The organism is Bradyrhizobium sp. MOS002, assembly GCF_003020115.1.
Lineage (GTDB): Bacteria > Pseudomonadota > Alphaproteobacteria > Rhizobiales > Xanthobacteraceae > Bradyrhizobium.
Genome location: NZ_PYFX01000011.1, coordinates 116,456 through 142,052, shown reverse-complemented (window position 1 = coordinate 142,052; position 25,597 = coordinate 116,456). Strand labels below are relative to the sequence as shown.

22 protein-coding genes and 1 other RNA gene are annotated in these 25,597 nt (G+C 65.3%); 4 read left to right on the top strand and 19 right to left on the bottom strand.

Annotation, left to right across the window (positions count from 1 at the left end; genetic code table 11):
- Window positions 1-313: 313 nt before the first annotated feature.
- The 12 genes from C7G41_RS26900 to rsmH form a co-directional block, all read right to left on the bottom strand.
- Window positions 314-1,300: a D-alanine--D-alanine ligase gene (locus C7G41_RS26900; protein ID WP_106945349.1), complete on the bottom strand. Its 987-nt coding sequence runs from the start codon at window positions 1,298-1,300 to the stop codon at window positions 314-316.
- A gap of 22 nt (window positions 1,301-1,322) precedes the next feature.
- Window positions 1,323-2,243, bottom strand: coding sequence for a UDP-N-acetylmuramate dehydrogenase (gene murB, locus C7G41_RS26895; protein WP_106945348.1), 921 nt, complete (start codon window positions 2,241-2,243; stop codon window positions 1,323-1,325).
- A 4-nt stretch (window positions 2,244-2,247) separates the two neighbouring features.
- Window positions 2,248-3,651 (bottom strand): UDP-N-acetylmuramate--L-alanine ligase, encoded by a 1,404-nt coding sequence (gene murC / locus C7G41_RS26890; RefSeq protein WP_106945347.1) that lies wholly within the window; start codon window positions 3,649-3,651, stop codon window positions 2,248-2,250.
- 122 nt (window positions 3,652-3,773) lie between these two features.
- Entirely contained in the window at window positions 3,774-4,874 is a 1,101-nt protein-coding gene (gene murG / locus C7G41_RS26885; RefSeq protein WP_106945346.1) for an undecaprenyldiphospho-muramoylpentapeptide beta-N-acetylglucosaminyltransferase, read from the bottom strand.
- A gap of 117 nt (window positions 4,875-4,991) precedes the next feature.
- Window positions 4,992-6,143: a putative lipid II flippase FtsW gene (ftsW, locus tag C7G41_RS26880; protein WP_106945345.1), complete on the bottom strand. Its 1,152-nt coding sequence runs from the start codon at window positions 6,141-6,143 to the stop codon at window positions 4,992-4,994.
- A gap of 238 nt (window positions 6,144-6,381) precedes the next feature.
- A complete protein-coding gene (gene murD / locus C7G41_RS26875; protein WP_106945344.1) occupies window positions 6,382-7,782 on the bottom strand; it encodes a UDP-N-acetylmuramoyl-L-alanine--D-glutamate ligase in 1,401 nt (466 codons plus the stop codon).
- Window positions 7,783-7,789: 7 nt separating this feature from the next.
- Window positions 7,790-8,893, bottom strand: coding sequence for a phospho-N-acetylmuramoyl-pentapeptide-transferase (gene mraY / locus C7G41_RS26870; RefSeq protein WP_106945343.1), 1,104 nt, complete (start codon window positions 8,891-8,893; stop codon window positions 7,790-7,792).
- A gap of 164 nt (window positions 8,894-9,057) precedes the next feature.
- Entirely contained in the window at window positions 9,058-10,437 is a 1,380-nt protein-coding gene (gene murF, locus C7G41_RS26865) for a UDP-N-acetylmuramoyl-tripeptide--D-alanyl-D-alanine ligase (RefSeq protein ID WP_106945342.1), read from the bottom strand.
- The gene (locus tag C7G41_RS26860) at window positions 10,434-11,906 is read right to left on the bottom strand and encodes a UDP-N-acetylmuramoyl-L-alanyl-D-glutamate--2,6-diaminopimelate ligase (RefSeq protein ID WP_106945341.1); all 1,473 of its coding nucleotides are present in this window, start codon (window positions 11,904-11,906) and stop codon (window positions 10,434-10,436) included. The genes murF and C7G41_RS26860 overlap by 4 nt, the downstream gene beginning before the upstream one ends.
- 84 nt (window positions 11,907-11,990) lie before the next feature.
- Window positions 11,991-13,742 (bottom strand): penicillin-binding protein 2, encoded by a 1,752-nt coding sequence (locus tag C7G41_RS26855; protein WP_199198630.1) that lies wholly within the window; start codon window positions 13,740-13,742, stop codon window positions 11,991-11,993.
- Entirely contained in the window at window positions 13,739-14,131 is a 393-nt protein-coding gene (locus C7G41_RS26850; RefSeq protein ID WP_007600843.1) for a hypothetical protein, read from the bottom strand. The genes C7G41_RS26855 and C7G41_RS26850 overlap by 4 nt, the downstream gene beginning before the upstream one ends.
- A gap of 3 nt (window positions 14,132-14,134) precedes the next feature.
- Complete coding sequence (gene rsmH / locus C7G41_RS26845; RefSeq protein WP_199198629.1) at window positions 14,135-15,124, bottom strand: 16S rRNA (cytosine(1402)-N(4))-methyltransferase RsmH; 990 nt, start codon at window positions 15,122-15,124, stop codon at window positions 14,135-14,137.
- A gap of 525 nt (window positions 15,125-15,649) precedes the next feature.
- Here rsmH and C7G41_RS26840 point away from each other — a divergent pair.
- Entirely contained in the window at window positions 15,650-16,432 is a 783-nt protein-coding gene (locus C7G41_RS26840; RefSeq protein ID WP_106945339.1) for an N-acetylmuramoyl-L-alanine amidase, read from the top strand.
- 117 nt (window positions 16,433-16,549) lie between these two features.
- On the opposite strand, the gene C7G41_RS26835 is transcribed toward C7G41_RS26840, so the two are convergent.
- Together C7G41_RS26835 and C7G41_RS26830 are read right to left on the bottom strand one after the other, a co-directional pair.
- Window positions 16,550-17,782, bottom strand: coding sequence for an RNA polymerase sigma factor (locus tag C7G41_RS26835; protein ID WP_106945338.1), 1,233 nt, complete (start codon window positions 17,780-17,782; stop codon window positions 16,550-16,552).
- Window positions 17,783-17,804: 22 nt separating this feature from the next.
- Window positions 17,805-18,158 (bottom strand): YciI family protein, encoded by a 354-nt coding sequence (locus tag C7G41_RS26830; protein ID WP_106945337.1) that lies wholly within the window; start codon window positions 18,156-18,158, stop codon window positions 17,805-17,807.
- 148 nt (window positions 18,159-18,306) lie between these two features.
- On the opposite strand from C7G41_RS26830, the gene rnpB reads away from it, so the two are divergent.
- Window positions 18,307-18,737, top strand: an RNA gene (gene rnpB / locus C7G41_RS26825) — RNase P RNA component class A.
- A 115-nt stretch (window positions 18,738-18,852) separates the two neighbouring features.
- On the opposite strand, the gene C7G41_RS26820 is transcribed toward rnpB, so the two are convergent.
- Both C7G41_RS26820 and C7G41_RS26815 read right to left on the bottom strand, forming a co-directional pair.
- A complete protein-coding gene (locus tag C7G41_RS26820) occupies window positions 18,853-19,566 on the bottom strand; it encodes an alpha/beta fold hydrolase (protein ID WP_199198627.1) in 714 nt (237 codons plus the stop codon).
- Window positions 19,567-19,639: 73 nt separating this feature from the next.
- The gene (locus tag C7G41_RS26815; RefSeq protein ID WP_199198626.1) at window positions 19,640-20,104 is read right to left on the bottom strand and encodes a DUF983 domain-containing protein; all 465 of its coding nucleotides are present in this window, start codon (window positions 20,102-20,104) and stop codon (window positions 19,640-19,642) included.
- Window positions 20,105-20,153: 49 nt separating this feature from the next.
- On the opposite strand from C7G41_RS26815, the gene C7G41_RS26810 reads away from it, so the two are divergent.
- Entirely contained in the window at window positions 20,154-21,524 is a 1,371-nt protein-coding gene (locus tag C7G41_RS26810) for a PLP-dependent aminotransferase family protein (protein WP_199198625.1), read from the top strand.
- 57 nt (window positions 21,525-21,581) lie between these two features.
- On the opposite strand, the gene C7G41_RS26805 is transcribed toward C7G41_RS26810, so the two are convergent.
- Window positions 21,582-21,839, bottom strand: a complete 258-nt coding sequence (locus C7G41_RS26805; RefSeq protein WP_199198624.1) for a hypothetical protein — start codon at window positions 21,837-21,839, stop codon at window positions 21,582-21,584.
- Window positions 21,840-22,069: 230 nt separating this feature from the next.
- On the opposite strand from C7G41_RS26805, the gene C7G41_RS26800 reads away from it, so the two are divergent.
- The gene (locus tag C7G41_RS26800) at window positions 22,070-22,813 is read left to right on the top strand and encodes a sulfite exporter TauE/SafE family protein (RefSeq protein WP_106945333.1); all 744 of its coding nucleotides are present in this window, start codon (window positions 22,070-22,072) and stop codon (window positions 22,811-22,813) included.
- Here the strand turns inward: C7G41_RS26800 and C7G41_RS26795 are convergent.
- Both C7G41_RS26795 and C7G41_RS26790 read right to left on the bottom strand, forming a co-directional pair.
- On the bottom strand, window positions 22,810-24,078 hold the full coding sequence (locus C7G41_RS26795; RefSeq protein WP_106945332.1) for an O-antigen ligase: 1,269 nt from the start codon (window positions 24,076-24,078) through the stop codon (window positions 22,810-22,812). The genes C7G41_RS26800 and C7G41_RS26795 overlap by 4 nt on opposite strands.
- A gap of 72 nt (window positions 24,079-24,150) precedes the next feature.
- Entirely contained in the window at window positions 24,151-25,557 is a 1,407-nt protein-coding gene (locus tag C7G41_RS26790; RefSeq protein ID WP_199198623.1) for an MATE family efflux transporter, read from the bottom strand.
- Between the last annotated feature and the right edge of the window lie 40 nt (window positions 25,558-25,597).

Sequence of the window (25,597 nt, the reverse complement as noted above, 5' to 3'; positions counted from 1 at the left end):
CGGGTCCTGGCGAACATGACGTCTCGGACTTACCGGGCCGGGTGCTGGTCTTCAGCAGAAGAAAACCTCTCCCCTTCAGAGCGTTCGCTGAAGGTGACAACACCCGCAACGGTCCACGCGCCGGCAGCCAAAGCGTCATATGCGCCGCCAGCGTTAACCTTCGGACGTCCTGGTAAACAAAAGGTAAAGTTCGTTAACGACATGAGCTTTTTGCCCAGGCCTGTGAGGCATTTATGCCGCAATGTCCGGCATTTTACCGGTTTTGGGTTCCAAAACCGCCCGTTTCGCCAGTTCGGCCGTTAACCAGTCCTAATTATTTTCGCACACCGGCCGCGGCGAGCTCGACCAGGCCGCGCAGGAAGTCGACGAACTCGATGCCCTCGGCCTTCAGCGCCTTGGGGTAGAGCGAGGACTTGGTCAGGCCGGGCAGCGTGTTGGTTTCGAGATAGACAAGCCCCTTGTCCGAGACGATGAAGTCCGAACGGGAATAGCCGGTACAGGACATCGCCCGGTGCGCCAGCATCGCCTGCTGCTTCAGCGCGGCGGTGATTTCGGGTGCGAAACGGCCGGGACATATCTCCTGGGTCGACTTCAAAAGATATTTCGCCGCGTAGTCGAAACTGCCCTCGCCCGGAATGATCTCGATCGGCGGCAGCGAGATGATCGAGCCGTCCGGCCGCTCCAGCACGCCGCAGGTCGCCTCGACGCCGGCGATGTAGGGCTCGATCACGTACTCTTCGTGCTTGGCGGCATTGCGGACGGCGACGAGATCCTGCTTGGCATTGACGAAGATCAGGCCGTAGCTCGAGCCATCCCTCGCGGGCTTTGCGATCAGCCGGCCGTATTCGGCGAAGGCCTCATCGATCTGGTCCAGCGCAACGTTGGCCGGCGGCGTCACGCCGCCAAGCGCGGCGAAATGCTTGGCCGCTATCTTGTCGAACGCAAGATGCGAGGAGGCCGAGCCCGATCCGGTAAACGGCACGCCGCGCGCTTCGCACATCACCTGCAATTCGCCGTTCTCGGCACGCCCGCCGTGCAGGCCGAGCACCAGCACGCGGTTCTCCGCCCTCGCTTGGTCGAGCGCCTGCGCCAGCGGGATGCCCGACGTGCCCGGCTTGAACTCGTCCTCGAACGGGCGGGCATGTTCGAGCAGCTGTTTGGACTGCACGACATGCACCTTGTCCTCGACGTCCCACCACCAGAGATCGGCCTCTGGCAGCGCCTGATGCAGCGCCTGGGCTGACGCGACCGAAACCAGACGTTCGCGGTTGGAGCCGCCGAAGAGGATGGTGATGCGCATGTTCTCTCGTCGCTTGTCCAAATTAGCCGGGAATTCCGATCCGCTTGATTTCCCAGTGTAGCTCAATTCCGGAATTCGTCTTCACCCGTTCACGTACGGTCTCGCCCAGCGTCTCGATGTCGTGCGCGGTGGCATTGCCCGTGTTGATCAGGAAATTGCAGTGCATCTCGGAGACTTCCGCACCGCCGACGCGCAGGCCGCGGCAGCCGGCGGCATCGACCAGCTTCCAGGCGGAATGGCCGGGCGGATTCTTGAAGGTCGAGCCGCCGGTCTTTTCCCGGATCGGCTGCGCGGTCTCGCGATGGGTTTGCACTTCCGCCATGCGCGCACGGATCGTGTCGGCATCCCCCATCTCGCCCCGGAAATGCGCGGAGGTGAAGATGATGGAGGGATCGACGCCGCTGTTACGGTAGACGAATTTCATGTCGGCATTGGAGAACACGTGCTTCGTGCCGTCGCGCCCGACACCTCGCGCCTCGATCAACACGTCCTTGGTCTCGCCGCCATTGGCGCCCGCATTCATGCGCAGCGCGCCGCCGATCGTGCCGGGAATGCCGAAGTAGAATTCGAGCCCGCCGATATTGGCCGACGCGGCGACTTCCGCGACGCGCTTGTCGAGCGCGGCCGCGCCGGCGGTGACGGTATCACCACTGGCGCTCGCCTCGCCGAATGCGCGCGGCGCCAGCCGGATCACCACGCCCGCCATGCCGCCGTCGCGCACGATCAGGTTGGAGCCGACGCCGACGACATAGACGGGAATGTCGCTTGCGAGATGCGCGAGGAAGTAGGCGAGATCGTCCTCGTCCGCCGGCGTGAACAGCACCTGCGCGGGACCGCCGACGCGAAACCAGGTGAGCTCGGCCAGCGACTGGTTCGCCAGCAGCCGGCCACGAAGATCCGGCATCGCGGCTTTGAGGTCGGGTGTGATGTCGGGGAAGCCCACTGCCCTACCCCAGCGCCTTCAACTCATCCGGCAAGGCATACGCCCATTGCGTGATGTTGCCGGCGCCAAGGCACACGACGAGATCGCCCGACTTCGCCACGCCCTTGACGATGCCGGCGAGATCGGACGCCGCCGGCAGCGGGATCACCTCGCGGTGGCCGTGGGCGCGCAGGCCCGCGGCGAAATGGTCGCGGTCGATGCCCTCGATCGGCGTCTCGCCTGCGGCATAGACCTCAGCGACGATCACCGCATCCGCATCGTTGAAACAGGTGCAGAATTCCTCGAACAGCGACTGCAGGCGGGTATAGCGATGCGGCTGCACGACGGCAACGATCTTGCCGTTGGTGGATTCCCGCGCCGCCTTCAGCACCGCCGCAATCTCGACCGGATGATGGCCGTAATCGTCGATGACGGTGACGCCGTTCCATTCGCCGGTCTTGGTGAAGCGGCGCTTGACGCCGCCGAAGCCGGCGATCGCCTTGCGGATCGCCTCGTCCGAGACGCCGAGCTCGCGCGCGACCGCAATCGCCGCGGTCGCGTTGGAGGCATTGTGGCGTCCCGGCATCGGCAGCATGAGATCGGCGATCTCGTGCACGGCGCCCGTCTTGCGATCGCGGAACGCAACCTTGAACTTCGATCCGCCACCCATCGGCGTCAGGTCGACGAAGCGCACATCGGCCTGCGGATTCTCGCCATAGGTGATGATGCGCCGATCCTCGATCTTGCCGACGAGAGTCTGCACCACGGGATGATCGATGCACATCACGGCGAAGCCATAGAATGGCAGGTTCTCGACGAAATGGCGGAAGGCGTCCTGCACCGCCTCGAAGGTCTTGAAGTGATCGAGATGCTCGGGATCGACATTGGTGACGATCGCGACCTCGGTCGGCAGCTTCAGGAACGTGCCGTCGCTCTCGTCGGCTTCGACCACCATCCAGTCGCCCGCACCCAGACGCGCGTTGGAGCCATAGGCATTGATGATGCCGCCATTGATCACGGTGGGATCGAGGCCGCCGGCGTCGAGCAGCGTCGCGACCATCGTGGTCGTGGTGGTCTTGCCGTGGGTGCCGGCGATGGCGACGCAACTCTTCAGCCGCATCAGCTCGGCCAGCATCTCGGCGCGGCGCACCACCGGAATGCGCCGTTCGCGCGCCGCCGTCAGTTCCGGATTGTCGCGCTTGATCGCGGTGGAGACCACGACGACCTCGGCGCCGTCGACGTTCTCCGCCTTGTGGCCGACCGAGACCCTCGCACCGTTCTTGCGCAGGCGGTCGAGATTGTAATTGTCGGAAGCGTCCGAACCCTGCACGGAATAGCCGAGATTGAGCAGCACCTCGGCGATGCCGCTCATGCCGATCCCGCCGATCCCGACGAAGTGGATGGGTCCGATCTCGCGCGGCAGTCTCATGCTCTGTTCCCTGACCTCGCCGCCGGAAAGGGCGGCATCTGGCGAAGGTCACGGCAAATCAGCCGCGCGCCTTTCCTACTGGATGCCCCGCTTTAGAAGGCGAAGACAAGGGCTTTTTCGCGTCAGATTCCCGCGATTTTGGCCACCAGATCGGCCAGCCGCTCAGCCGCGTCGAGCCGGCCGGCGCCGCGGGCGGCCTCGGCCATGGCGGCAAGACGCGCGGGCTCGGCGGCGAAGGCGGAGATCTCGGCGGCGAGGCGATCGGAGGAAAACTCGGTCTGCGGAATGCGGATCGCACCGTCAACCTTGGCCAGCACACCGGCATTGGCGAACTGGTCCTGGTCGATCGCGCCCGGCAGCGGCACCAGGATCGAGGGCCGCCCGATCGCGGCGAGCTCGGCCACGGTGCCGGCGCCTGAGCGCGACACCACCAGATGGTTGGAGGCGAGCCGTGCCGGCAGATCGGTGAAAAACGGCGCAAGCTCGGCCTTGATCTTCAGCCTGTCGTAGACCGCACGCACGCGCGCCATGTCCTCGTCGCGCACCTGCTGGGTGAGGACGAGCCGGCTCCACAGTGCAGGCTCGAGGCGCTCGATCGCGCCCGGCACGATGTCGGCCATGATACGCGCGCCCTGGCTGCCGCCGACGACGAGCAGGCGCAGCGGGCCGTTCACTTCAGGCACAGCATATGGCACGCCAGCCGCCGCGAGGATCGCCGGGCGCATCGGCGTGCCGACCATCGTGGTCTTGCCCGATAGCGCCGGATCGCGGTCGAGCACGCCGGGCAACGACGTCGCTATGGCGCGGACGCGGCTCGACAGGAACCGGTTGGCGCGGCCGAGCACGGCATTGGCGTCGTGGATGATGCCGGGCACGCCGGCGAATTTCGCCGCGACCAGCGGCGGCAGCGTCGGATAACCGCCGAAGCCGACGACGGCGACCGGCTTCAATCGCTTGATCAGGCTGTAGGCGGACAGCGTGCCGGCGGCGAGCGTCAGGCCGGCATAGGCGAGCTGCAGCGGATTGCGTCCACGCGCGGTCTCGCTCGAGACGACATCGATCATGTCCTTGGTGAACAGGCCGCTGTAGCGCAGCGCGCGCTCGTCCGTGACGAGGCGGACGCGGTATCCGCGCCGGATCAGCTCGACCCCGAGCGCCTCGGCCGGAAACAGATGGCCGCCGGTGCCGCCCGCGGCGAGAAGAATCAGGGGGGAGGTGTCCATAAAGATAGCTTTTACAATGTCTCTCCCATCATTGCGAGCGAAGCGAAGCAATCCAGGCTGCCTCCATGGAAATAGCCTGGATTGCTTCGTCGCTTTGCTCCTCGCAATGACGAAAAGCTACGCGTAGCTGCGCATCGCCTCGGCGTGGCCGCTCGCCTCGACTTCGGTGCGCGGGCGCAGCCGCGTCAGCGCGAGCATCATGCCGACACCATAGGCCAGCGACACGATCGAGGAGCCACCATAGGAGATGAAAGGGAGCGTCATGCCCTTGGCAGGGATGAGCTGGAGATTGACCGACATGTTGATCGCGGCCTGCACGCCGAACAGGATCGCAAGGCCCGACGCCGCAAAGCGCGAGAACATGTCCTCGTTGGCATAGGCGCGCGACAGCGTGCGGATCACGACGAAAGCAAACAGTGCCAGCATCGCGAGGCACAGGATGATGCCGAACTCTTCGGCGGCAACCGCGAACACGAAGTCGGTGTGGCTGTCCGGCAGGCTGCGCTTGGCAATACCCTCGCCCGGTCCGAGCCCGAACCAGCCGCCGTTGTAGAAAGCCTCCATGGCGGTATCGACCTGGAAGGTGTCGCCCGAGGCCGGATTCATGAAGCGCTTGATGCGGCCGGCGACGTGGGGAACAAAAAGGTAGGCGCTGAACAGTCCGGCGGCGCCGAGGCCGGCGAGCCCGAACACCCAGATCATCCGCATGCCCGCAATGAAAAACAGGGAGCCCCACACCATCAGGATCAGCATGGTCTGGCCGAAGTCGGGCTCCATGACGAGAAGCGAGACCAGCATCAAGAGCAGCACCAGCGCCATCGAGGTCGCCGGCATTTCTGGCCGCCTAGTGGATTCCGCGAACAGCCAGGCGGCCATGACGACGAACGACGGTTTTGCGATCTCGGAGGCCTGGATGTTGAGGCCGAGCAGCGTGATCCAGCGCCGCGAGCCCTTTACTTCGGGGCCGATCGCGAGCGTCAGCACGATCAGGATGATGCTGACCGCGAAGATGATCAGCGCGCTGCGGCGGATCGCGCGCGGCGACAGGAAGGAGACCCCGAGCAGCACGATGCAGGACGGCACCAGGAACAGCACGTGACGGCTGAAAAAGTGGAAGGGATCGAGCCCGATGCGGGTCGCAACCGGCGGGCTCGCCGCCAGCGACAGGATCACGCCGGTCAGCATCAGCGCCAGGATCGCACCCATCAGCGGCTTGTCGACGGTCCACCACCACTCGGAAAAGGGGGTGCGTTCTTCACGGGAGAGCATGGCGGCCGCTTTCGGACAGAGGACGGTCCATTGGTCGCCGAGGTTGGTTACCGGGTGGTTAAGGAATAGCGGGTGTTTGGAGATGATCTCAGCCGTCGCCGCAAAACACACCGTCATGCCCCGGCTTGACCGGGGCATCCAGTACGCCGCAGCCCCTCGGCTCAAGCGCCGCCTCTGGGATACTGGGTCGCCCGGTCAAGCCGGGCGACGACAGCGGAGCAAGAACCAGCAGCGCGCCTCACACCACCGGCTTCACGCCCGGCAGCGCCTGCACCAATTCGCGGAACCTGGTGCCGCGAATTTCGAAGTTGCGATACTGGTCGAAGGAGGCGCAGGCGGGTGACAGCAGGACGACCGCGTCACCGAGACCCGACGCTTCCGCATCGCGTGCGGCTTGCTCGACGGCGACGTCGAGGGTCTGGCTGATCTCGTGCGGCACTTGGGTGCCGAGCGTGCCGGAAAACTCCGGCGCGGCCTCGCCGATCAGATAGGCCTTGCGGATGCGCGGGAAGTAGCCGGTGAGGCCCGTGATGCCGCCGGCCTTCGGCTTGCCGCCGGCGATCCAGAAGATATCGCCGAAGGACGACAGCGCATGCGCGGTGGCGTCCGCATTGGTGCCCTTGGAGTCGTTGACGAACAGCACGTTGCCGCGGCGACCAACCTGCTCCATGCGGTGCGCGAGGCCCGGAAAGCTGCGCAGGCCGTCCTGAAGCACGTCCAGGCTGATGCCCATCGCGAGCGCGGCGGCGGCGGCACAGGCCGCGTTCTGCGCATTGTGCTGGCCGCGCAACGAGCCGATGCCGCCGAGCTTTGCGATTTCGCTGCGCGCGCCACCTGCGGTGCGCACGATGGTGCCGTGCTCGACATGGATGCCGGAGGCAAGCGGATTCTTGACCGAGATCCGCACCACGTTCTTGCCGGCGCGATCGAGCCGGTCGGCGATGTCGCGGCAAAAACCGTCGTCGACGCCAACGATCGCGGTGCCGCCGGCCTGCACACCGGCTACGAGGCGTTCCTTCACCGCAGCGTAATGCGCGATGGTGCCGTGGCGATCGATGTGGTCCTCGCTGACATTGAGCAGAATGCCGACGGAGGGATCGAGCGAGGGCGTGAGGTCGATCTGGTAGGACGACATCTCGATGACGTGGACGCGGCCCATGCCCGGCGGCTCCAGCGACAGGATCGCGGTGCCGATATTTCCGCCCATCTGGGTATCGTAGCCGGCGACCTTGGTCAGATGCGCGATCAACGCCGTTGTGGTCGATTTGCCATTGGTGCCGGTGATGGCGACGAACGGCGCGTCCGGCGCGTGTCGCCGCCGCTCGCGGCAGAACAGCTCGATGTCGCCGATCACCTCGATAGCGGCCTCGCGCGCCTTCAGCACGCTCCAATGCGGCACCGGATGGGTCAGCGGCACACCGGGCGCGAGCACCAGCGCGGCGAAATTCGCCCAGGAGACGTTGCGCAGATCAGCCGTGATGAAGCCCGCTTGCGCAGCCTTTGCGACGTTCTCGGCGCTGTCGTCGCCGGCGATGACCTCGGCGCCACCAGCTTTCAAGGCATGGCAGGACGTGAGCCCAGAGCCGCCGAGGCCGAACACCGCGACCGTCTTGCCGGCAAAGGACGTGACAGGGATCATCGAGCGGTCACCGCAGCTTCAGCGTGGACAGGCCGGCGAGCGCCAGCATCACCGAGATGATCCAGAACCGGATCACGATCTGCGGCTCGGTCCAGCCGAGCTGCTCGAAATGGTGATGGATCGGCGCCATCCGGAAGATGCGCTTTCCCGTCATCTTGAACGACACAACCTGCACGATGACGGAGACCGCCTCCAGCACAAACAGGCCGCCGATCACCGCGAGCACGATCTCGTGCTTCACCGCCACCGCGATCGCACCCAGCATGCCGCCGAGCGCGAGCGAGCCGGTGTCGCCCATGAAGATCGAGGCCGGCGGCGCGTTGAACCAGAGGAAGCCGAGACCTGCGCCCAGCAGCGCGCCGCAGAGCACGGCGAGCTCGCCGGTGCCGGCGACATATTTGATCTGGAGATAGTCGGCGAACACCGCATTGCCAGCGAGATAGGCGATCATCGCAAAGCTCGCGGTTGCGATCATCACGGGCACGATGGCAAGGCCGTCGAGACCGTCGGTGAGGTTCACCGCGTTGCCGGCGCCGACGATGACGAAGGCGCCGAAGATGACGAAGAACCAGCCGAAATGCAGCACGGTGTCCTTCAGGAAGGGAATCGTCAGCGCGGTCGACGCGGGATCGCGGTTCAGCCGCACCAGCGCGTAGCAGGCAACCAGCGCGATCGCCGCCTCGATCAGCAGGCGAAGCTTGCTGCCGAACCCGGTCGTGGTCTGCTTGGTCACCTTGAGGTAATCGTCATAGAAACCGACGAAGCCGAAGCCGAGCGTCACCGCGAGCACGATCCAGACGTAAGGGTTGAGCGGATTGGCCCACAGCACCGTGCCGACCGTGAGGCCCGACAGGATCATCAGCCCGCCCATGGTCGGCGTGCCTTTCTTGGCCAGATGCGATTGCGGACCATCGGCCCGGATCGGCTGGCCCTTGCCCTGGCGGATGCGCAGATGGTCGATGATCCAGGGTCCGAACAGGAACACGAACAGCGCGCCGGTGACGACGGCGCCGCCGGTGCGGAAGGTGATGTAGCGGAAGACGTTCAGGAAGGTGCGAACGGCACCGAAGCCCGGAAATGTGTTGGAGAGCTCGATCAGCCAGTAAAACATTCAGACGGTCCTATGGCGCCTTTGCACGCGCCTTGATCTTGGCCTTATCAACCTGCCTCGCGCGCATTCGCTGGTCTTCATCATGGGGTCGGGCGACCTCTAAAGAAAACGAACGGCTTCGCGCCGGAAAGGGTGAGATTCGGGAACAGCGCCTTCCAAGCAGTTTACGCCCTTGCCTGCAAGGCGGCCACTAGGCCCGGCACAAACTTGTTGACCCAGAACATCTTCTTGCTGCCCTTGACAACCACGACATCGCCTGCCCTCAGCAGATTTGCGACCTCGCCGGGCTTCAGCGTGACGGGGTCGTCGTGCCAGCCGAGACCCTTGCCGGCTGGAAGCACTTCGAACAGGTGACGCATCAGGGGCCCCACGCAATAGACGCCGTCGATGCCGTCGAGATGCCTGGCGAGGTCGGTGTGATAGCCGGGCGCGCCGTCGCCCAGCTCCAGCATGTCGCCCAGCACGGCAATGCGGCGGCCGCCGGTCGTGTTGCGCGCCTGCAGGCTTTGCAGCGCGGCCGCCACGCTGGCCGGATTGCCGTTGAAGCTGTCGTCGATCACGGTGACGCCGCCGACCGCCTGCTCGACGCCGCGACCGGTCATGATGCCGACGCGGTCGAGCTTGATCGCAAGCGTCGCCGCATCGAGGTTCGCCGCACGGATCGATGCGAGCGCGGCGAGCGCGTTCTGGACGCGGTGCGGCGCGCCCGGCGTCAGGCTGAACGCGATCTCCTTCTTGCCAAGCGCGGCCACGACCTGCCAGCTGTCGCCGTGCGGCGCGTGCGCGACCTCGTGCACCTCGGCTTTGTCGCCGAAGCGTATGACCTTGCCCTTCCAGTCCGGCGCCTTGATCCCGGCGGGCAGCACCAGCACGCCTTCCGAGGGCAGGCCGAGTGCGATCGACACCTTCTCGCGGCGGATGGCTTCGAGCGAACCGAGCTTCTCTAGATGCACCGGCTGGACGTTGACGACCAGCGCCACCGTCGGCCGCGTCAGTTGGCTGAGCCGCGCGATTTCGCCGGCCTGGTTCATGCCCATCTCGACGACCCAGAGACTGGCATCGGGCCGCGCATTGCACAGCGTCAGCGGCACGCCCCAGAAATTGTTGAAGCTCGACGGGCTGGCATAGGCGCCGGGGTAGGCGGCCAGAAACTCTTTGGTGCTGGTCTTGCCGGCACTGCCGGTGAGCCCGATCACCGGTCCGTTGAAGCGCGCACGTGCCGCGCGCGCAAGGCCCCAGAGACCGTCGATCAGGGTGTCCTTGACGACGATCTGGGGAATGCGGATGCCCGCGATCTCGTGCGGCACGATCATCGCGACCGCGCCTGAGGCTTCCGCCTTGTCCGCGAACTCCCAGCCGTCACGCGCGCTGGCAAAGGCCGAGATGAAGCCGCCGCTCGGCGTGCCGCTGAGCGCGACGAACAGGCTGCCTGGCTTCACCAACCGGCTGTCCTGGGTGACGAAGTCGATCGGCGTGTCCGGGAACGATCCGGCGGCGCCCAGCGCGCGCGCCACTTCGGCCACCGTCCATATTGGCGCGCTCATGCAATCCTCGACGCTAATGCGGCGGCGACCGCCTCGTGATCACTGAAGGGCAAAACCTCTCCGCCGACGATCTGCCCGGTCTCGTGGCCCTTGCCGGCGATGAGCAGCGCATCGCCATCTTCCAATTCCGCGATCGCGGTGCGGATCGCCGCGGCCCGGTCGCCGATTTCGCGGGCGCCCTTGGCGGCGGCGAGGATTTCGGCGCGGATCGATTCCGGCTTCTCGCTGCGCGGATTGTCGTCGGTGACGATGATTCCGTCGGCGTTGCCAGCCGCGATCTCGCCCATGATCGGACGCTTGCCGGCATCGCGGTCGCCGCCGGCACCGAACACGACGACCAGCCTGCGCCTGGCGTAGGGACGCAGCGCCTGCAACGCCTTCGCCAGCGCATCGGGCTTATGCGCATAGTCGACGAAGATCGGCGCACCGTTGCGCTCGCCGACGCGCTCCAACCGGCCTTTGGCGCCTTCGAGACGTTCGAGGCTCGCGAATACATTTGCGGCGTCGCTGCCGGTGCCGATGGCAAGGCCGGCCGACACCAGCGCATTCTCGATCTGGAATTCGCCGACCAGCGGCAGCCGGATCGCATACCGCTTGCCGCGATGTTCGAGCGAAAGCACTTGCGAAAACCCTTCGACCTCCGCACCGGCGAGACGAATGCCCTCGCCCGCCCCGTCGCCGTTGCGGCCGACCGCCATCACGCGCAAGCCGCGCGATGTCGCAGCACTGATTGCCTCCGCCGAGCAATCATGATCGGCGGAGATCACGGCCGCGCCACCCGGCGGGGCAAGTTCGCGAAACAGCCTGAGCTTGGCCGCGAGATAATGCGCGACGGTCGGATGATAATCCATGTGGTCGCGCGAGAGATTGGTGAAGCCGCCGGCGGACACGCGCACGCCGTCGAGACGATATTGATCGAGCCCGTGCGAGGAGGCCTCGAAGGCGAGATGCGTGACGCCCTCGCGCGCGATCTCATCGAGCTGCCGGTGCAGCGCGATCGGATCGGGCGTCGTCAGCGAGCCGTAGACGGTACGCTTCGGCGAGACCAGGCCGATGGTTCCGATGCTGGCGGAGGCATGCCCAAGCCGCTCCCAGATCTGCCGGGTGAATGCTGCGACCGAGGTCTTGCCGCTGGTGCCGGTCACCGCGGCAATGGTCGCGGGCTGACGGGGGTAGAATCTTGCCGCGGCCAGCGCCAGCGCGCGGCGCGGATTGGCAACCGCAATGAACGGCACCTTGCAGCCATCAGGCGCATGGTCGCCGACAACCGCTACCGCGCCTGCGGCAATCGCGGCATCGATGAAGCGCGCACCGTCGGTCTTGCTGCCCGCAAGCGCGAAGAAGAGATCGCCCGGCTTGACCGCGCGGCTGTCGAGGGCAACACCGCTCACGTCGAGCGCCGCGACGGCGGGCTCGATTGCGGCATCATTGCCCTGAACGTCCTGACCGAGGAGGTCGCGCAGCTTCATGGTCTTCCAGTCGACATGCCGGACCGGATCGCCGAATCTGCAGGGAAATCCCGACTCAGCAGCGGCAACGGCCCACCCGGTTGATTACTGGGTTGTCCTGGATGCTGCAAGAATAAGGCGCTCGGACGGCGGCAGGTCGAACCGCGGCTCGACGCCCAAAAGCGGCGCGATCCGCTCGATCACCTTGCCGCCGGTCGGCACCGCGTTCCAGCCCGAGGTGATGAAACCCTTCGTTTCGGGAATCGCCTGGGGCTCGTCCAGCATGATCAGGATCTGATATTTCGGATCGTCGCAGGGCATGATTGCGGTGAAGGAGTTGAGGACCCGCTTCTTGGCATAGCGGCCGTTGATGACCTTCTCGGACGTGCCGGTCTTGCCGCCAACGTAGTAACCCTTGACGTCGGCGGTCTTGGCGGTGCCGATTTCGGCATTGAGCCGCATCAGGAACCGCATCTTGTCGCTGGTCTCCGTCTTGACGACGCGCTTGGCCATGGCCGCCGCTTCGGACTCGGTGCGCTTCATGAAGGTCGGCGGAATCAGATAGCCGCCGTTCACCAGCGCGTTGATGCCCATCACCGCCTGCAGCGGCGCCACCGACATGCCCTGGCCGAACGCGATGGTCACCGTATTCAGCTCGCCCCAGCGACGAGGGATCAGCGGAGCCGCGCTTTCCGGCAGCTCGGTGCGCAGCCGCGTCAACTGGCCCATTTTGGCGAGGAACGCCTTGTGGGCCTCGACGCCCTGGCCGAGCGCGATCCGCGCGGCGCCGATGTTGGACGAGAAGGTGAACACTTCCTTGGTATTGATGAAACGTCCGAGCGCGTGGCTGTCATGGATGGTGAACTTGCCGTAGTGCAGGTTTCCCCGTGCATCCCACATCGTGTTCAAATTGATCTTGCCGGAATCGAGCGCCATCGCCAGCGTGAACGCCTTGAACGTCGAGCCCATCTCGTAGACGCCGGTGGTCAGGCGATTGATGCGGTCGGGGTCGTGCGCTTCCTTCGGATTGTTGGGGTCGAAATCCGGAAGCGAGACCATCGCCACGATCTCTCCGGTCTTGACGTTGGAGACGATGCCGGAGGCGGCCTTGGTGTGGTATTTCTCCTTGGCCTTCAGGAGCTCGTCGCGCAGTGCATGCTCGACGCGCAGATCGACCGAGAGCTCGATCGGTTTTTGCAGCCGGTCGGTGGCAAAGCCCGCGCGGTGGAGATCGGCGAGCCCTTGATTGTCGAGCCACTTCTCCATGCCGGCGATGCCCTGATTGTCGATGTTGACCAGACCAATGAGGTGGGCGACCTCGTTGCCGGTCGGATAGACGCGCTTGTTCTCGCGCAGGAATCCGATGCCGGGAATGCCGAGCTTGTGGATGTCCTGCTGTTGCTTCGCCGTAATCTCGCGCTTGAGCCAGACGAAGCCCTTGCGCGTCTTCAGGCGCTCGCGCACCTCGGCCTCGTCGAGGTCAGGCACGGTGGCGGTCAGAAGCTCGATCGCCTCGTCCTTGTCGATGATGCGGCGCGGCTCGCCGAACAGGCTCGACGCCTTGACGTCGGTTGCGAGGATCGCGCCGTTGCGATCGACGATGTCGGGCCGCGCGGTCGCGACCACCTCCTGCGACGCGGCGCGGCGCGCGCCGTGAGCGTCGGCGCCGATCGCGAACATCACGAGCCGGCCGCCGATCAGGGCGTAGACCGCGCCGAAGGCGAGCATCGCCAGGCCGACGCGCGCCCGCGCCTTGGCCGCGCGGTCGACGTTGCGCCCATAAAGCAGGCTGCGGATCAGCCGCTGCCGCCAAGGCTCGGTCGGCTTTTCAGGTTTGGCCGGGGTCACAGCACTCATGGCTTGTCCTCGGGCTGAGGCACGGAGCCCGTCACATTATCCGGATCGCTCGCGGCTTCGATGGTGTTGAGCATGGCGCCGATCGGATCCGGCTCGCCCGGCCTGAACATCCGCGGCGGACGCTCGGGCAAATTCTTCAGTGAATCATACTGCGTGCCGTTGACCGGCTTGAGCTGCAGATGCCGGTCGGACAGGCCTTGCAGGCGCAGGGGCGCATCGAGCTTGGCCCATTCGGAGCGCAGCGCCGCGATCGCATCGCGCTGCTCGCGGATCTCCGCATGCAGCCGCAGCACCTTTTCGGTGCGCGCCGTGGAGTCCATCTTGATCCGGTAGACATAGGCCGCCGCGAAGATCAGCGCGCCGATGACGAGGAGGTGGATGAAGCGCATGCGCTAGCCACCTCTCATGACGTCGGAGAGTTTTGGCCAGGTCGATTGCTCGCCATCGTCATGCGCGGGCGCCGAGGTGCGCTCGGCGGCGCGCAGTTTTGCCGATCGCGCCCGCGGGTTATGCGCGACTTCGTCTTCGCCTGCGATCACCGGCCGCCGCGTCAGAAGCTGGAAGCTCGGCACCGCCTGCGACACTTCCGGCAGATGGCGTGAACCGCCACTCGTCTTGGATCGATCGGCGAGGAAATTCTTGACGATGCGGTCTTCCAGCGAATGGAACGAGACGACCACGAGGCGACCACTGGGCTTGAGCACACGCTCGGCAGCAATGAGTGCGCTCTGGAGTTCCTCGAGCTCTTCGTTGACGAAGATGCGCAGGGCCTGGAACGTCCGCGTCGCCGGATGAATATCGCCAGGCTTGGAACGAACCACCCTGCCGACGAGATCGGCGAGCGCGCGCGTGGTCGTGAACGGCGTCTCCTGACGGTCCGCGACGACGGCGCGGGCGATGCGGCGCGAATGCCGCTCTTCGCCGAAAAGATAGATGATGTCGGCGAGATCGCCTTCCGACGCGCGCGCCACGACATCGGCCGCAGTCGGGCCTGTCTGCCCCATCCGCATGTCGAGCGGACCGTCGAGGCGGAACGAGAAGCCGCGCCCGGCCTGGTCGAGCTGCATCGAGGACACCCCGACGTCCATCACGACACCGTCGACGTCATCGACGCCTTGAGCCGCGCAGACCTCGGCAAGGTTGGAGAAGCGATCTTCAACCAGCGTCAGCCGGCCCGCGGAGCGTTCGACCAGTTCGGCACCGCCTGCGATCGCAGTACGATCGCGATCGATGGCAATCACCCGGGTTCCCGGCACGTCGAGAATCGCACGGCTGTAGCCGCCCGCACCAAAGGTCGCGTCGATGTAAATGCCGCCATCGCGTGGGGCGAGGTGGTCGATGGCCTCACGGCCAAGAACGGGGATGTGCGGAGCCGAGTTCATGCGCCAAGCCTGCCGATCGCCCCGCCGGACTCCCAAGTGAGATCGGGGACGAACAAGCTCATAACGCCTCGCATGATTCCGCGTCGCGGCGGTTCCACGACCCAACCCCCGTCCAACATGGTTACCGTGCCCGGTCGTCCCGGGCCACCAACCCAGTATTCCCCTTGGAACTTGTCGGGCAGCCATGGGATTTCGAGCCAAAATACGCTTTGGCCGCCTCCGGACGCGGGTCGGCTCTTCATCTCTCAGTAACGGCCCTTAGCGTTAAGAAAGCGTTGATCGGCTCGCGACAAGTCGAAAAGCTGACGCGGCGGTGATGCTTCATCCACACACATGCGCCAAAATGCATCCGTTAACCTCGTCGCGCGGTTGCGCACGGTGGAGGGTAAAGGAATAGTAAAGAGAAGGGCTTGGCCCACACACTCTCTTTGTCTCGAGCTGTTTATGTCGTCCGGTTCGTCCACGCCGTCTGGATCTGATTCGAAGCGTCAACGTGTTCTCCCGGTTCCCAAGGCCGCCGCGAACATGCGGACGTTCGAGCCGGATTCCTCGATCGTCTCCGACATCATCCCCTCACCGAACCATGGCGACCGCAACAAGGGCCGGCAGCCCGATATGATCGTGCTGCACTACACCGGCATGCCCGACGTCGAGGGTGCGCTGGCGCGGCTCTGCTCCGCGGGCACCGAGGTGTCGGCACATTATGTCGTGTTGGAAGACGGCCGCATCGTGCAATGCGTGCCGGAGGCCAGGCGCGCCTGGCATGCCGGCGTCTCGTCCTGGTCCGGCGAGGACGACATTAATTCCTGCTCGATCGGCATCGAGATCGTCAATCGCGGCCACGACTGGGGCTATCCGGAGTTTCCGCTGCGCCAGATCGCCGCCGTGATCGCGCTGTGCCGCGGCATCATGCTCCGCCGCAAGGTGCCCGCGCACCGGGTGCTCGGCCATTCCGACGTGGCGCCCGCGCGCAAGAAAGATCCCGGTGAAAAATTTCCGTGGCATTCGCTGGCCAATTCCGGCGTTGGCCACTGGGTCACCCCCGCGCCGGTGGTGCGCGGCGAGAGCCTGATGCTCGGCACCATCAGCGACGAGGTGCTGAGCCTGCAGCAGGCGCTCGCCAGATACGGCTACGGCGTTCCCCTCACCGGCAAATACGACGCCGCGACCATGGAAGTCGTCACCGCGTTCCAGCGCCATTTCCGCCCGGCGCGACTGGATGGGGTCGCGGATCACTCGACACTGTCGACCTTGCAGGCGCTGCTGGGAAGTCTCCCTCAGGAGACAACGACTATCGCGACGAAGTGACGGCGACTGCCACACCCCGTCATTGCGAGCGAAGCGAAGCAATCCAGACTGCCTCCGCGGAAGCAGTCTGGATTGCTTCGTCGCAAGTGCTCCTCGCAATGACGGAGTATGTGGCGACTAATCCATCTCCCGCATCCTTCGCGCGTACAGCCGTCGCAACGGCTCTAATTGCGTCGCCTCCGTCGCCGCGCGATAGGCCTCGCGCGCCTCCTCCTTCCGGCCGAGCCGCCGCAATAGATCCGCCCGCACCGCCGGCAACAGCTCGTAGCCATGAAGCCCACCGCGTGCGGCGGTCGCGTCCACGAGATCGAGTGCGCGCGCGGGGCCATCGACCATCGACATTGCCGCTGCATGATTCAGCTCGATCACCGGCGACGGGCTGATGCGCAGCAGCACTTCGTAGAGCCCGGCAATCTGCGGCCAGTCTGTCTGCTCATAGCTCGGCGCACGCGCATGCAGCGCGGCGATCGCGGCTTGTACGCCATAGGGCTGCGGCCGGCCGCGCATGCGCAGCGCGTCGTCCACGAGACGCAGACCCTCCTCGATCTGTGCACGGTCCCACCGCGAACGATCTTGCTCTTCCAGCAGCACGATGTCGCCGGCGGCGGTCTGGCGCCCTGCGCGGCGCGAATCGTGCAGCAGCATCAGCGCCAGCAAGCCCTTGATGCCGGCGCGATCGGGCAGCAGCCGGTCGAGCAAACGTCCAAGCCGGATCGCCTCGGCCGCAAGATCGGGCCGCATCAAATCCGCACCCGAGGTCGCCACATAGCCTTCGGTGAACACGAGATAGATCACGGCAAGCACACCGTCGAGCCGCGGCACCAGCGTGTCGCGCTCGGGGACCTCATAGGGAATGCCGGCGAGCCTGATCTTCTGCTTGGCGCGGACGAGACGCTGCCCCATCGCCTCTTCGCTGACCAAGAAGGCGCGCGCGACTTGCGCCGTGGAGAGCCCGCAGACGGTGCGCAGCGTCAGCGCGACCTGGACTTCGCGCGCAAATGCGGGATGACAGCAGGTGAAGATCAGCCGCAGCATATCGTCGTCGAGCATCGCCGACGGCTCGGCGGGTGCCTGCGCGTTCAGCTCGAGCTCGTGCACGAGCGCCTGCTCCTTGCCGCGGAAGACGGCCTGGCGCCTGATACGGTCGATCGCCTTGTGCTTGGCGACATTGACCAGCCAGGCACGCGGATTGTCGGGAACCTCGCACGCCGGCCATCGCTCGAGTGCCACCGCAAAGGCGTCCTGGAGCGCGTCCTCGGCAAGATCGAAATCGCCGACGAGGCGGATCAGCGTGGCCAGCGCCCGCCCCGCCTCGTCGCGGAAGATCTTGTCGGTCTCGGACAGTGTCATGCGCCGATGCGCGGCTCCGCCATCACTTGTCGTAGACCCAGATCGGCCGCACCTCGATCGAGCCGATGCGCGCCGACGGAATCCGCGACGCGATCTCGATCGCGGTATCGAGATCCTTGGCCTCCACGAGGTAATAGCCGCCGAGCTGCTCGCGCGTTTCGGCAAATGGGCCGTCGGTCGTCAGCGTCTTGCCGTCGCGCACGCGGACCGTCGTCGCGGTCGTGGTCGGCTGCAAACGATCGCCGGCCTTGAAATTGCCGCTCTGAATGATGCCTTGCGTGAAGATCTGATATTCCGCCGTCATCTGCTGGCCGGCAGCCGGACGCATATTCGCGTACTCGGCTTCATTCTGATAGATCATCAGCAAATACTGCATCGCTTAACTCCTGTGTTCGGCTGTGTCGCCAACATCCAGTCGAACGGGGCATGCTCCCAACGACATCTTCAGGATAAATTATATCGGGCGATGCGGGCATGGCGATATCGGCTTGCGGAACCGACACAAATGCTCCATGCGTAAGCCGTCAGTCGGCCGGACGGCCGCTCCGGCAAGTGCCGAAAGGCCGCCGGGGAGGAAAGTCCGGGCTCCCTTGACATACGGTGCCGGATAACGTCCGGCGGGGGCGACCCCAGGGAAAGTGCCACAGAGAACGAACCGCCCGCCGTCGCAGCGAAAGCTGCGTAGGCAGGTAAGGGTGAAAAGGTGCGGTAAGAGCGCACCGCGGCTGCGGCAACGGAGCCGGCATGGTAAACCCCACCGGGAGCAAAACCGAATAGGGACGGCATAGCGGAGTGTTCGCGAAAGCGATAACGCCGCGGGGCGATGTCAGGCCCGCCGTCCGGGTAGGTTGCTCGAGGCCATGTGCAAACATGGTCCCAGAGGAATGGCCGTCACGTATCGTTCGCGCAAGCGGGCGGTGCCCTACAGAACCCGGCTTACAGGCCGGCTGATATCCTAAAGCGTTTTCGAGCGAAGTGGTTTTCCGGTTCGCGTGAAGAAAACGCGTCTTACTAAGAAGTAACGAGGGGTTCGATGCTGACCGCATCGGGCCCCTCACCATTTTGGCCCTCTATCCGACGATCTCTTGCAACACGCCCATCAGCGCTTCCGGCGCGGTGACGTTCGGCGCATGGCTGGCGTCGAGCTCGAAAGTGCGCCAGCCATCCTCGCTCTTCGTGCGCTTGGCGAACTGCCCGAACACGTCGCCCGGCGGAATGCGCGTGCAATAGATGTAGCTGCGCGGCATCGCCGGCTCGCCATGTTCGAGCGTCAGCTTGGTCTCGAAGCATTTGATCGGCATCGCGACGCGGCGTGCGTTGAGCCAGTCGAGATCGGCCTGCGCTGTATCCGGCGGCGGCGGGTTCGGCGGGATGCGGTAGCCGTCGCCTGAGCTTGCTGCCTTGCGCATCGGCTCGCGCCCGCTCTCGTTGAGATCGAGCAGCGATTGGCCGTCACGCGGCACGAAGGCGTCGAGATAGATCAATTGCGATACACGCGCGCGCGCGCGATCGGCGACACCGGTGGCGACCATGCCGCCATAGCTGTGACCGAGCAGCACGATATCCTCGAGATCCTCGAATTTGATGACGTTGAGAATGTCCTGGATATGCGTGTTGAGATCGATCGCGGGACTGGCCAGATGCGCGCGCTCGCCGAGCCCGGTATAGGTCGGCGCAATCAGGCGGTGGCCGGCCTGCGCCATCAGCGGATGCATCTTCTTCCAGGCCCATCCGCCGGACCAAGCGCCGTGACAAAGCAGGAAGGTTTTTGAGCGTGCGGCCATCGGCGTTTCCATCGTTCTTGTTTGTACGATGGAGTGTAGCGGCCGAGCGCGCGATGTAAAACGCTACGGCCTCTTAAGCCGGGCGCGTGTTCGCCCTCACGAGGACGGGTGCAGGCCGACCAGCTTCGCGCCGCAGCTTGCCCGCCTCAAAACCGTGCATGCCGATCTGCCATTGCAGCCCGACGATGGCGCCCTTGGTCGGTTGCAACAGCGCGAGCGAGGCGAACAGCGTCACCGGCAGCCACACCGCCAGTTGCAGCCAGACGGCCGGCGCATAGGCGGTCTCGACCGCGAGGATCGCGGGGACCACCAGATGGCCCACGACGACCATCACGAGATAGGCCGGAAAATCGTCGGCGCGCTGGTGGAACAGCTCCTCGCCGCAATGGTCGCAGGTATCGGCGACCTTCAGGAAGCGGCCGAACGCATGACCTTCGCCGCAGTTCGGGCACTTCCCGCGAAATCCGCGCCACATCGCCTTTGTCAGAGAGACTGAACCGGTTGCCATGACCCCACCTCTTCCTTTTCTACGATCCATACAATAATATCTTGCATCCATACATTCAAAGGATATGGGCCTTAATTGCATGGATTGGACCCCTACAATCTCGGAGCTCAGCGGGCCGCGCTACCAGCGCATCGTCGAGGCCATGGAGGCCGATATCGCAGCCGGCCGGCTGGTGCGCGGGCAGCAATTGCCGACGCAGCGGGCGCTGGCAAAGGCGCTCGGCATCGACCTCACCACGGTGACACGCGCCTATACCGAGGCGCGGCGCCGCGGCATCATGGAAGCCCGGGTCGGCCAGGGTTCGTTCGTGTCGGAGACCAGCGCGCGCCGCGCGGTCGATCTGCCGCATCCCGTCGCGATCGACCTCTCGATGAACGTGCCGCCGCAGCCGCTCGAAGCGCAGCTCGACGAGCGCATCATCGCCGGGATGGAAGCCCTCCGCGCGCAATCGGGCCTGACGGCGCATCTCAACTACCAGCCGCCCGGCGGCAGCGCACACGAGCGCGAGGTCGCGGCACGATGGATGCGCGCACGCGTGCCGCATGCCCATGCCGACAGGCTCGTGATCTTTCCCGGCGCGCAGACGATCCTGTTCAACCTGCTCGCACATCTTGCGCGTCCAGGTGACGTCGTACTGACGGAGGCCCTCACCTTTCCCGGCATCAGGGCCGCCGCCGCGCGGCTCGGCGTCAAGCTCATCGGCGTCGCCATGGATGACGGCGGCATCCTGCCCGACGCGCTGGCGAAGGCTTGCCGCACGCATCAGCCTAAGGCGGTCTATCTCATTCCGACGCTGCACAATCCGACCACCGCGACGCTTCTCCCCGAGCGGCGCAGCGCCATCGCCAAGATCATCAACGATGCCGATACGGTTCTGATCGAGGACGACGCCTACGGGCTCCTCGATCGGTCGGCATCGCCGATCGCCAATCTCATTCCGGAACGGACATATCTCGCGACCACGCTGTCAAAATGCATCGCGCCGGCGCTACGGGTTGCCTATCTGGTGACGCCCGACAGCAGCTCGCAACGGGAGATGCGCAACTATTTGCAGGCGACGGTGCAGATGCCGGCGCCGCTGATGGTCGCGCTGGTGACGCACTGGATCGAGACCGGCATCGCCGACCGCATCATCACAGCCATCAGGAGCGAGGCGATCGGCCGCCAGCAGCTCGCGCAACGGGCGCTCAAGGGCTTCGAGTTCCAGGCCAAGTCCGCCGCTCACCATCTGTGGCTAAGGCTGCCGGAGGGCCGTGCCGACGTCGCGGCGCATCTGCTGCGAAATGGACTTGCAGTCGTCGCCGGCGAGGCCTTCACCGTCGACGGAACGCCGCCACATGCGGCACGCGTCTCGCTTGGCGCGGCGCGCAACAGGGCGGAATTGACGGAAGCGCTGCGCATCCTGGTCAGCGCGCTGCACAGGCCCGCCGACACTAGACAGATCGTCTAGAGCATGATCCGGAAAGTGTGCAGCGGTTTTCCGAAAAGATCATGCTCCAAAAATGGCCTATTGATGCTGACGACGATGCCGCGAGCGCACGACTGGCGCAACAGCCGTTGGATAAGTCTGCGATGCGTAGGCATCGCGCGGCTGGCCGAGAGCCCCGCGCGCGGCGGGCGTGAGCTGGCCACCATTCAGAACGTCGCGGTCCGGATGGGCAGCCTGATAGGCCGCAGGCTCGGAAAACTGGGCCTGCGCCATGGTCGGCATCAAGGTCGCCGCCGACACTAGCGCAGCCGCGACGGCAATCTTCGTGCGGGTCATCGTCCTCTCCATATGCTCATTCGGGAGACTGGCCGATCGAACCGCATGATGGCGTCGAGCGGGCCCCCACGTTGAAGTACGAGCATCATGTAGCCCTGTCTTTCGCGAACGCCCGCCGCCGGGGATCACGCTTGCGTGCGGTTTTGAAATTGACCGGCACGGCCGCAGCTGTGCTATGCGAGCGATGGCGATCAACAGTTCGGGATCGCCCTTGCGACAGGGACAATCTGTTGGAAATGCTCACCTACGCGCTGCTGCTGCTCGGCGCACTGGCCGGAGGCTTCGTCTCGGGCCTTGCCGGATTCGGCACGGCGCTGATGGCACTCGGCATCTGGCTCTACGTGCTGCCGCCCTCGCTCGCGGTGCCCCTGGTGCTGATCTGCTCGGTGGTCGCGCAGACCTCGACACTGCCGTCGATGTGGAAGAGTTTCGATCTCTCGCTGGTCTGGCCGTTCCTGATTGGAGGACTGATCGGCGTGCCGCTGGGCACCATGCTGGTCGCCTCCGCCGATCCAAAAGTGTTCAAGCTGAGCGTCGGCGTGCTTCTGCTGATCTTTTCGAGCGCGCTGTATCTCAACAAGAAGCCGCTCGCCATCAGCTTCGGCGGCCGCATTGCCGATGGCGCGATCGGCTTTGCCGGCGGCATTCTTGGCGGCCTTGCCGGACTGTCGGGGCCGCTGCCGATCCTGTGGGCGAACATCCGCGGCTGGAACAAGCACGAGCGGCGCGGCATCTTCCAGCTCTTCAATTTCACCGTGCTCGCCGCCGCTTTGGTGTTGCAGACGGCGTCGGGCCTCGTCGCGTTCAAGGTCGTCTGGCTCGCCGTGATCGCATTTCCGGGCACGCTGATCGGCGCATGGGCCGGCGCGCGCGTCTATCACGCGCTGAGCGACAAGCATTTTGGCGATGTCGTGCTCGGTCTCTTGTTCCTGTCGGGCCTCGGCCTCGTCTGGAACAGCTTGGGCACGCACTAACTCCGTATTGTCTTCGCGGCGCGCGCCACGCCGCCGGCAACGCCGACACCAAGCACGTAGATCCAGCCCTCGGCGAAATCGAACAGATGCGAGTTGAGCAGCGAGGACAGCATGTTCTGCACCACGACCAGGAGGCCGACCCAGCAGGCCAGCCCCTCGCCGCGAAACAGCGAGAGATGCGCGAACCAGAGCGCGTAGAGGACCAGGACGCCCAACGCCCCCCACTGCACGGCGACATTGAGCGTCTGGTTGTGGGGATCGCCGACGATTTCCGCCCGAACCCCGCTCTCGCCGGCGGCCGCGCGCGCGAACAGCCCGCGAATCGCGCCGGTGCCGTGACCAAGCAGCGGCGCGTCCGCGGTGAACGCCAGCGATTTGCGCCAGAACTCCAGTCGGGACCCCATGCCGCTGACGTCGTTGCCGACGATGCTGACGTCGTAGTCTCCGCTGAATTTGGCGACAGTCGCGCGCAGATGCGGCGAGACGGTCCACAGCAGCACGGCCAACATCCCCATCGCGCCTGCGGCGAGCAGCGCGGTGCGGCGGCGCAGATGCAAGAGCGCGAAGACCGCGATCAGGATCGGCAGCGTCACCAGCGCCGTGCGCGAGACCACGACGAACATCATGCTGGCGAGGAATCCGATCGCGAGCGCCACGAACAGCGCCGCGATGCGGTAACGGCCTTGTCGCAGCAGCGACACGATCGGGTAGGCCAGCGCGATCGCACAGAGCGCGAACTCCTGGCTCTGGTCGATATAGTTGCGCACCGCGATCCCACTTTCGACCTTGTAAGGCCCACGCGACAGATAGAGTTTCAGCGACAGTGCGGGATCGACGGCGACGGCGAAGGAATAGAGCATCAGCGCCGTGCAGGACACCAGGAACGCGGAAAACACCCAGCCGCCAAAGGGCCAGCGCTCGAACTGGTAGATCAGAAGCGGAATCACCAGCAGCTTCGCCGCCGGGCCGATCGCATGGATTCGGTCCGGCCATGGTGCATCCGACCAGAGCGTGCCGATGACGGCGAGTGCGACCAGCGCAATCGGCAGCAGGCAGATCGGCCGAAGCAGCGAACGCGGAAATTCGCGGAGGTCGACGAACGCGAACGCGATCAGCCAGGGGATGAGCGCAAAGGTGAGCCCGGTCGTGGTCCACGGCAGCAGCAACGCGATTAGCGCGACGAAGCGGGCTGGCGTGCGATAGCGTGCCGCCCAGATCGCGGAGAGCCAGGAATTGGGCCGCTGCTCGTTCAACACCCCGGTCATTTGGCCCCTTGCAGCCGCCATCCCCACGGCGCCGCAAATTAGCCGGAGCCGTGGGGCGGGGACAAGCGATCGCTACGCGGGCGCGCGTGCGGGAGACGCCACGGGCTCGGGCGCAGCCTGTTCTGGAGTCTTCTCGTGCCGAAGCACCACCAGGCGCTTCCTGAATTCACGCCGTAGCAGCCACAAGCTCAGCGCCGCCTGCAGCATCGTCGCCGCGATCGACAAGTACCAGACGTACTCTATCCGGAAGCCCGGCCGCGTCGAGAGCCAGATCGCCGGCAGGGAGTAGGTGAACACGCGCGACGCCGAGGTCAAAAGCACCGGCTTGGTATTGCCGAGGGCCTGAAACATGCTCGAGCAGGTGAAGATCAGTCCCTGCGCGACCATGTTGAGCGAGATGATCCGCAGGAACAGATAGGCGATCTCCATGGTCTCGCGGTCGTTAGAGAAACCGCCGAGCAGCAGCTCCGGCTTCACCTGCGCCAGGATCATGAAGCCGGCCATCACGGTCGTGACGATCAAAGCGGCCTTGACGAACGTTTCCCGCACGCGCGCGGCGTTGGCAGCGCCGACGTTCTGGCCCGCGATCGGCCCGGCCGCCAGCCCGACGGCAAGCGCAGGCATGTTGATCAGGCCGAGCACGCGCTGCCCGATGCCAAAGCCGGCCTGCGCCGCCGCGCCGAAATCGCGCAGCACGTAATAGACCACCGCCATGAAGATGAACATCATCGCGAACTCGCCGCCGGCCGGCAGGCCGACATTGAGGATGCGCCTCAGATGGCGCGGCTGCGGCCGCCACTGCGCTGCGTTGAAAGCGACGTAGCGCTCGACCTTGCGGAAATAGGTCAGCAGCATCAGCGCGCCGATGGCGACCGCGATCGAGCTCGCCAGACCCGCACCGGCCACCCCTAGTGCATGGCCGGTGCCCCAGCCCGTGATCAGAACCGGCGCCAGGGCGATATTGATGGTCACGGCAAGCGTCTGCACCAGCATGACGGGTCGAACGATACCGGTGGCGCGAAGCGCCGATCCCATCACCTGGGTCGCGAACTGCAGCGCGAGCGCCGGCATGAACCACAGCAGGTAAGTGGTCCCCGCCTCGATCGTGGCTTGGTCCGCAGCAATCGCATGCATGTAGGCGCGCGATAACGCGGCACCCGCAACGAGAGTCAACAGTCCGAACAGCACCGACAGCATTATCGCCTGATTGAAAATCAGGTTCGCATCCGCCCTGTCCTTGCGTCCCACGGCATGCGCGATCAGCGCCACGGTGCCGACACCGAGCACCTGCATCAGCCCGTTGACGAGGAAGCCGGCGTTGCCGGCCGCGGCAACACCCGCGACCGCCGCATCACCCAGGCCCGACACGAAGTAGAGGTCGATCAGCTGGCAAAGCATGATCGTGACCATGCCGACCATGATCGGCGGCGCCATTGCCAGAATGTGCTTCGCGATGGAGCCGTTGGTCAGGTCTTTCATGTCATTCCATCCTTGACCGATTTCCTTGACGGATTTCCTT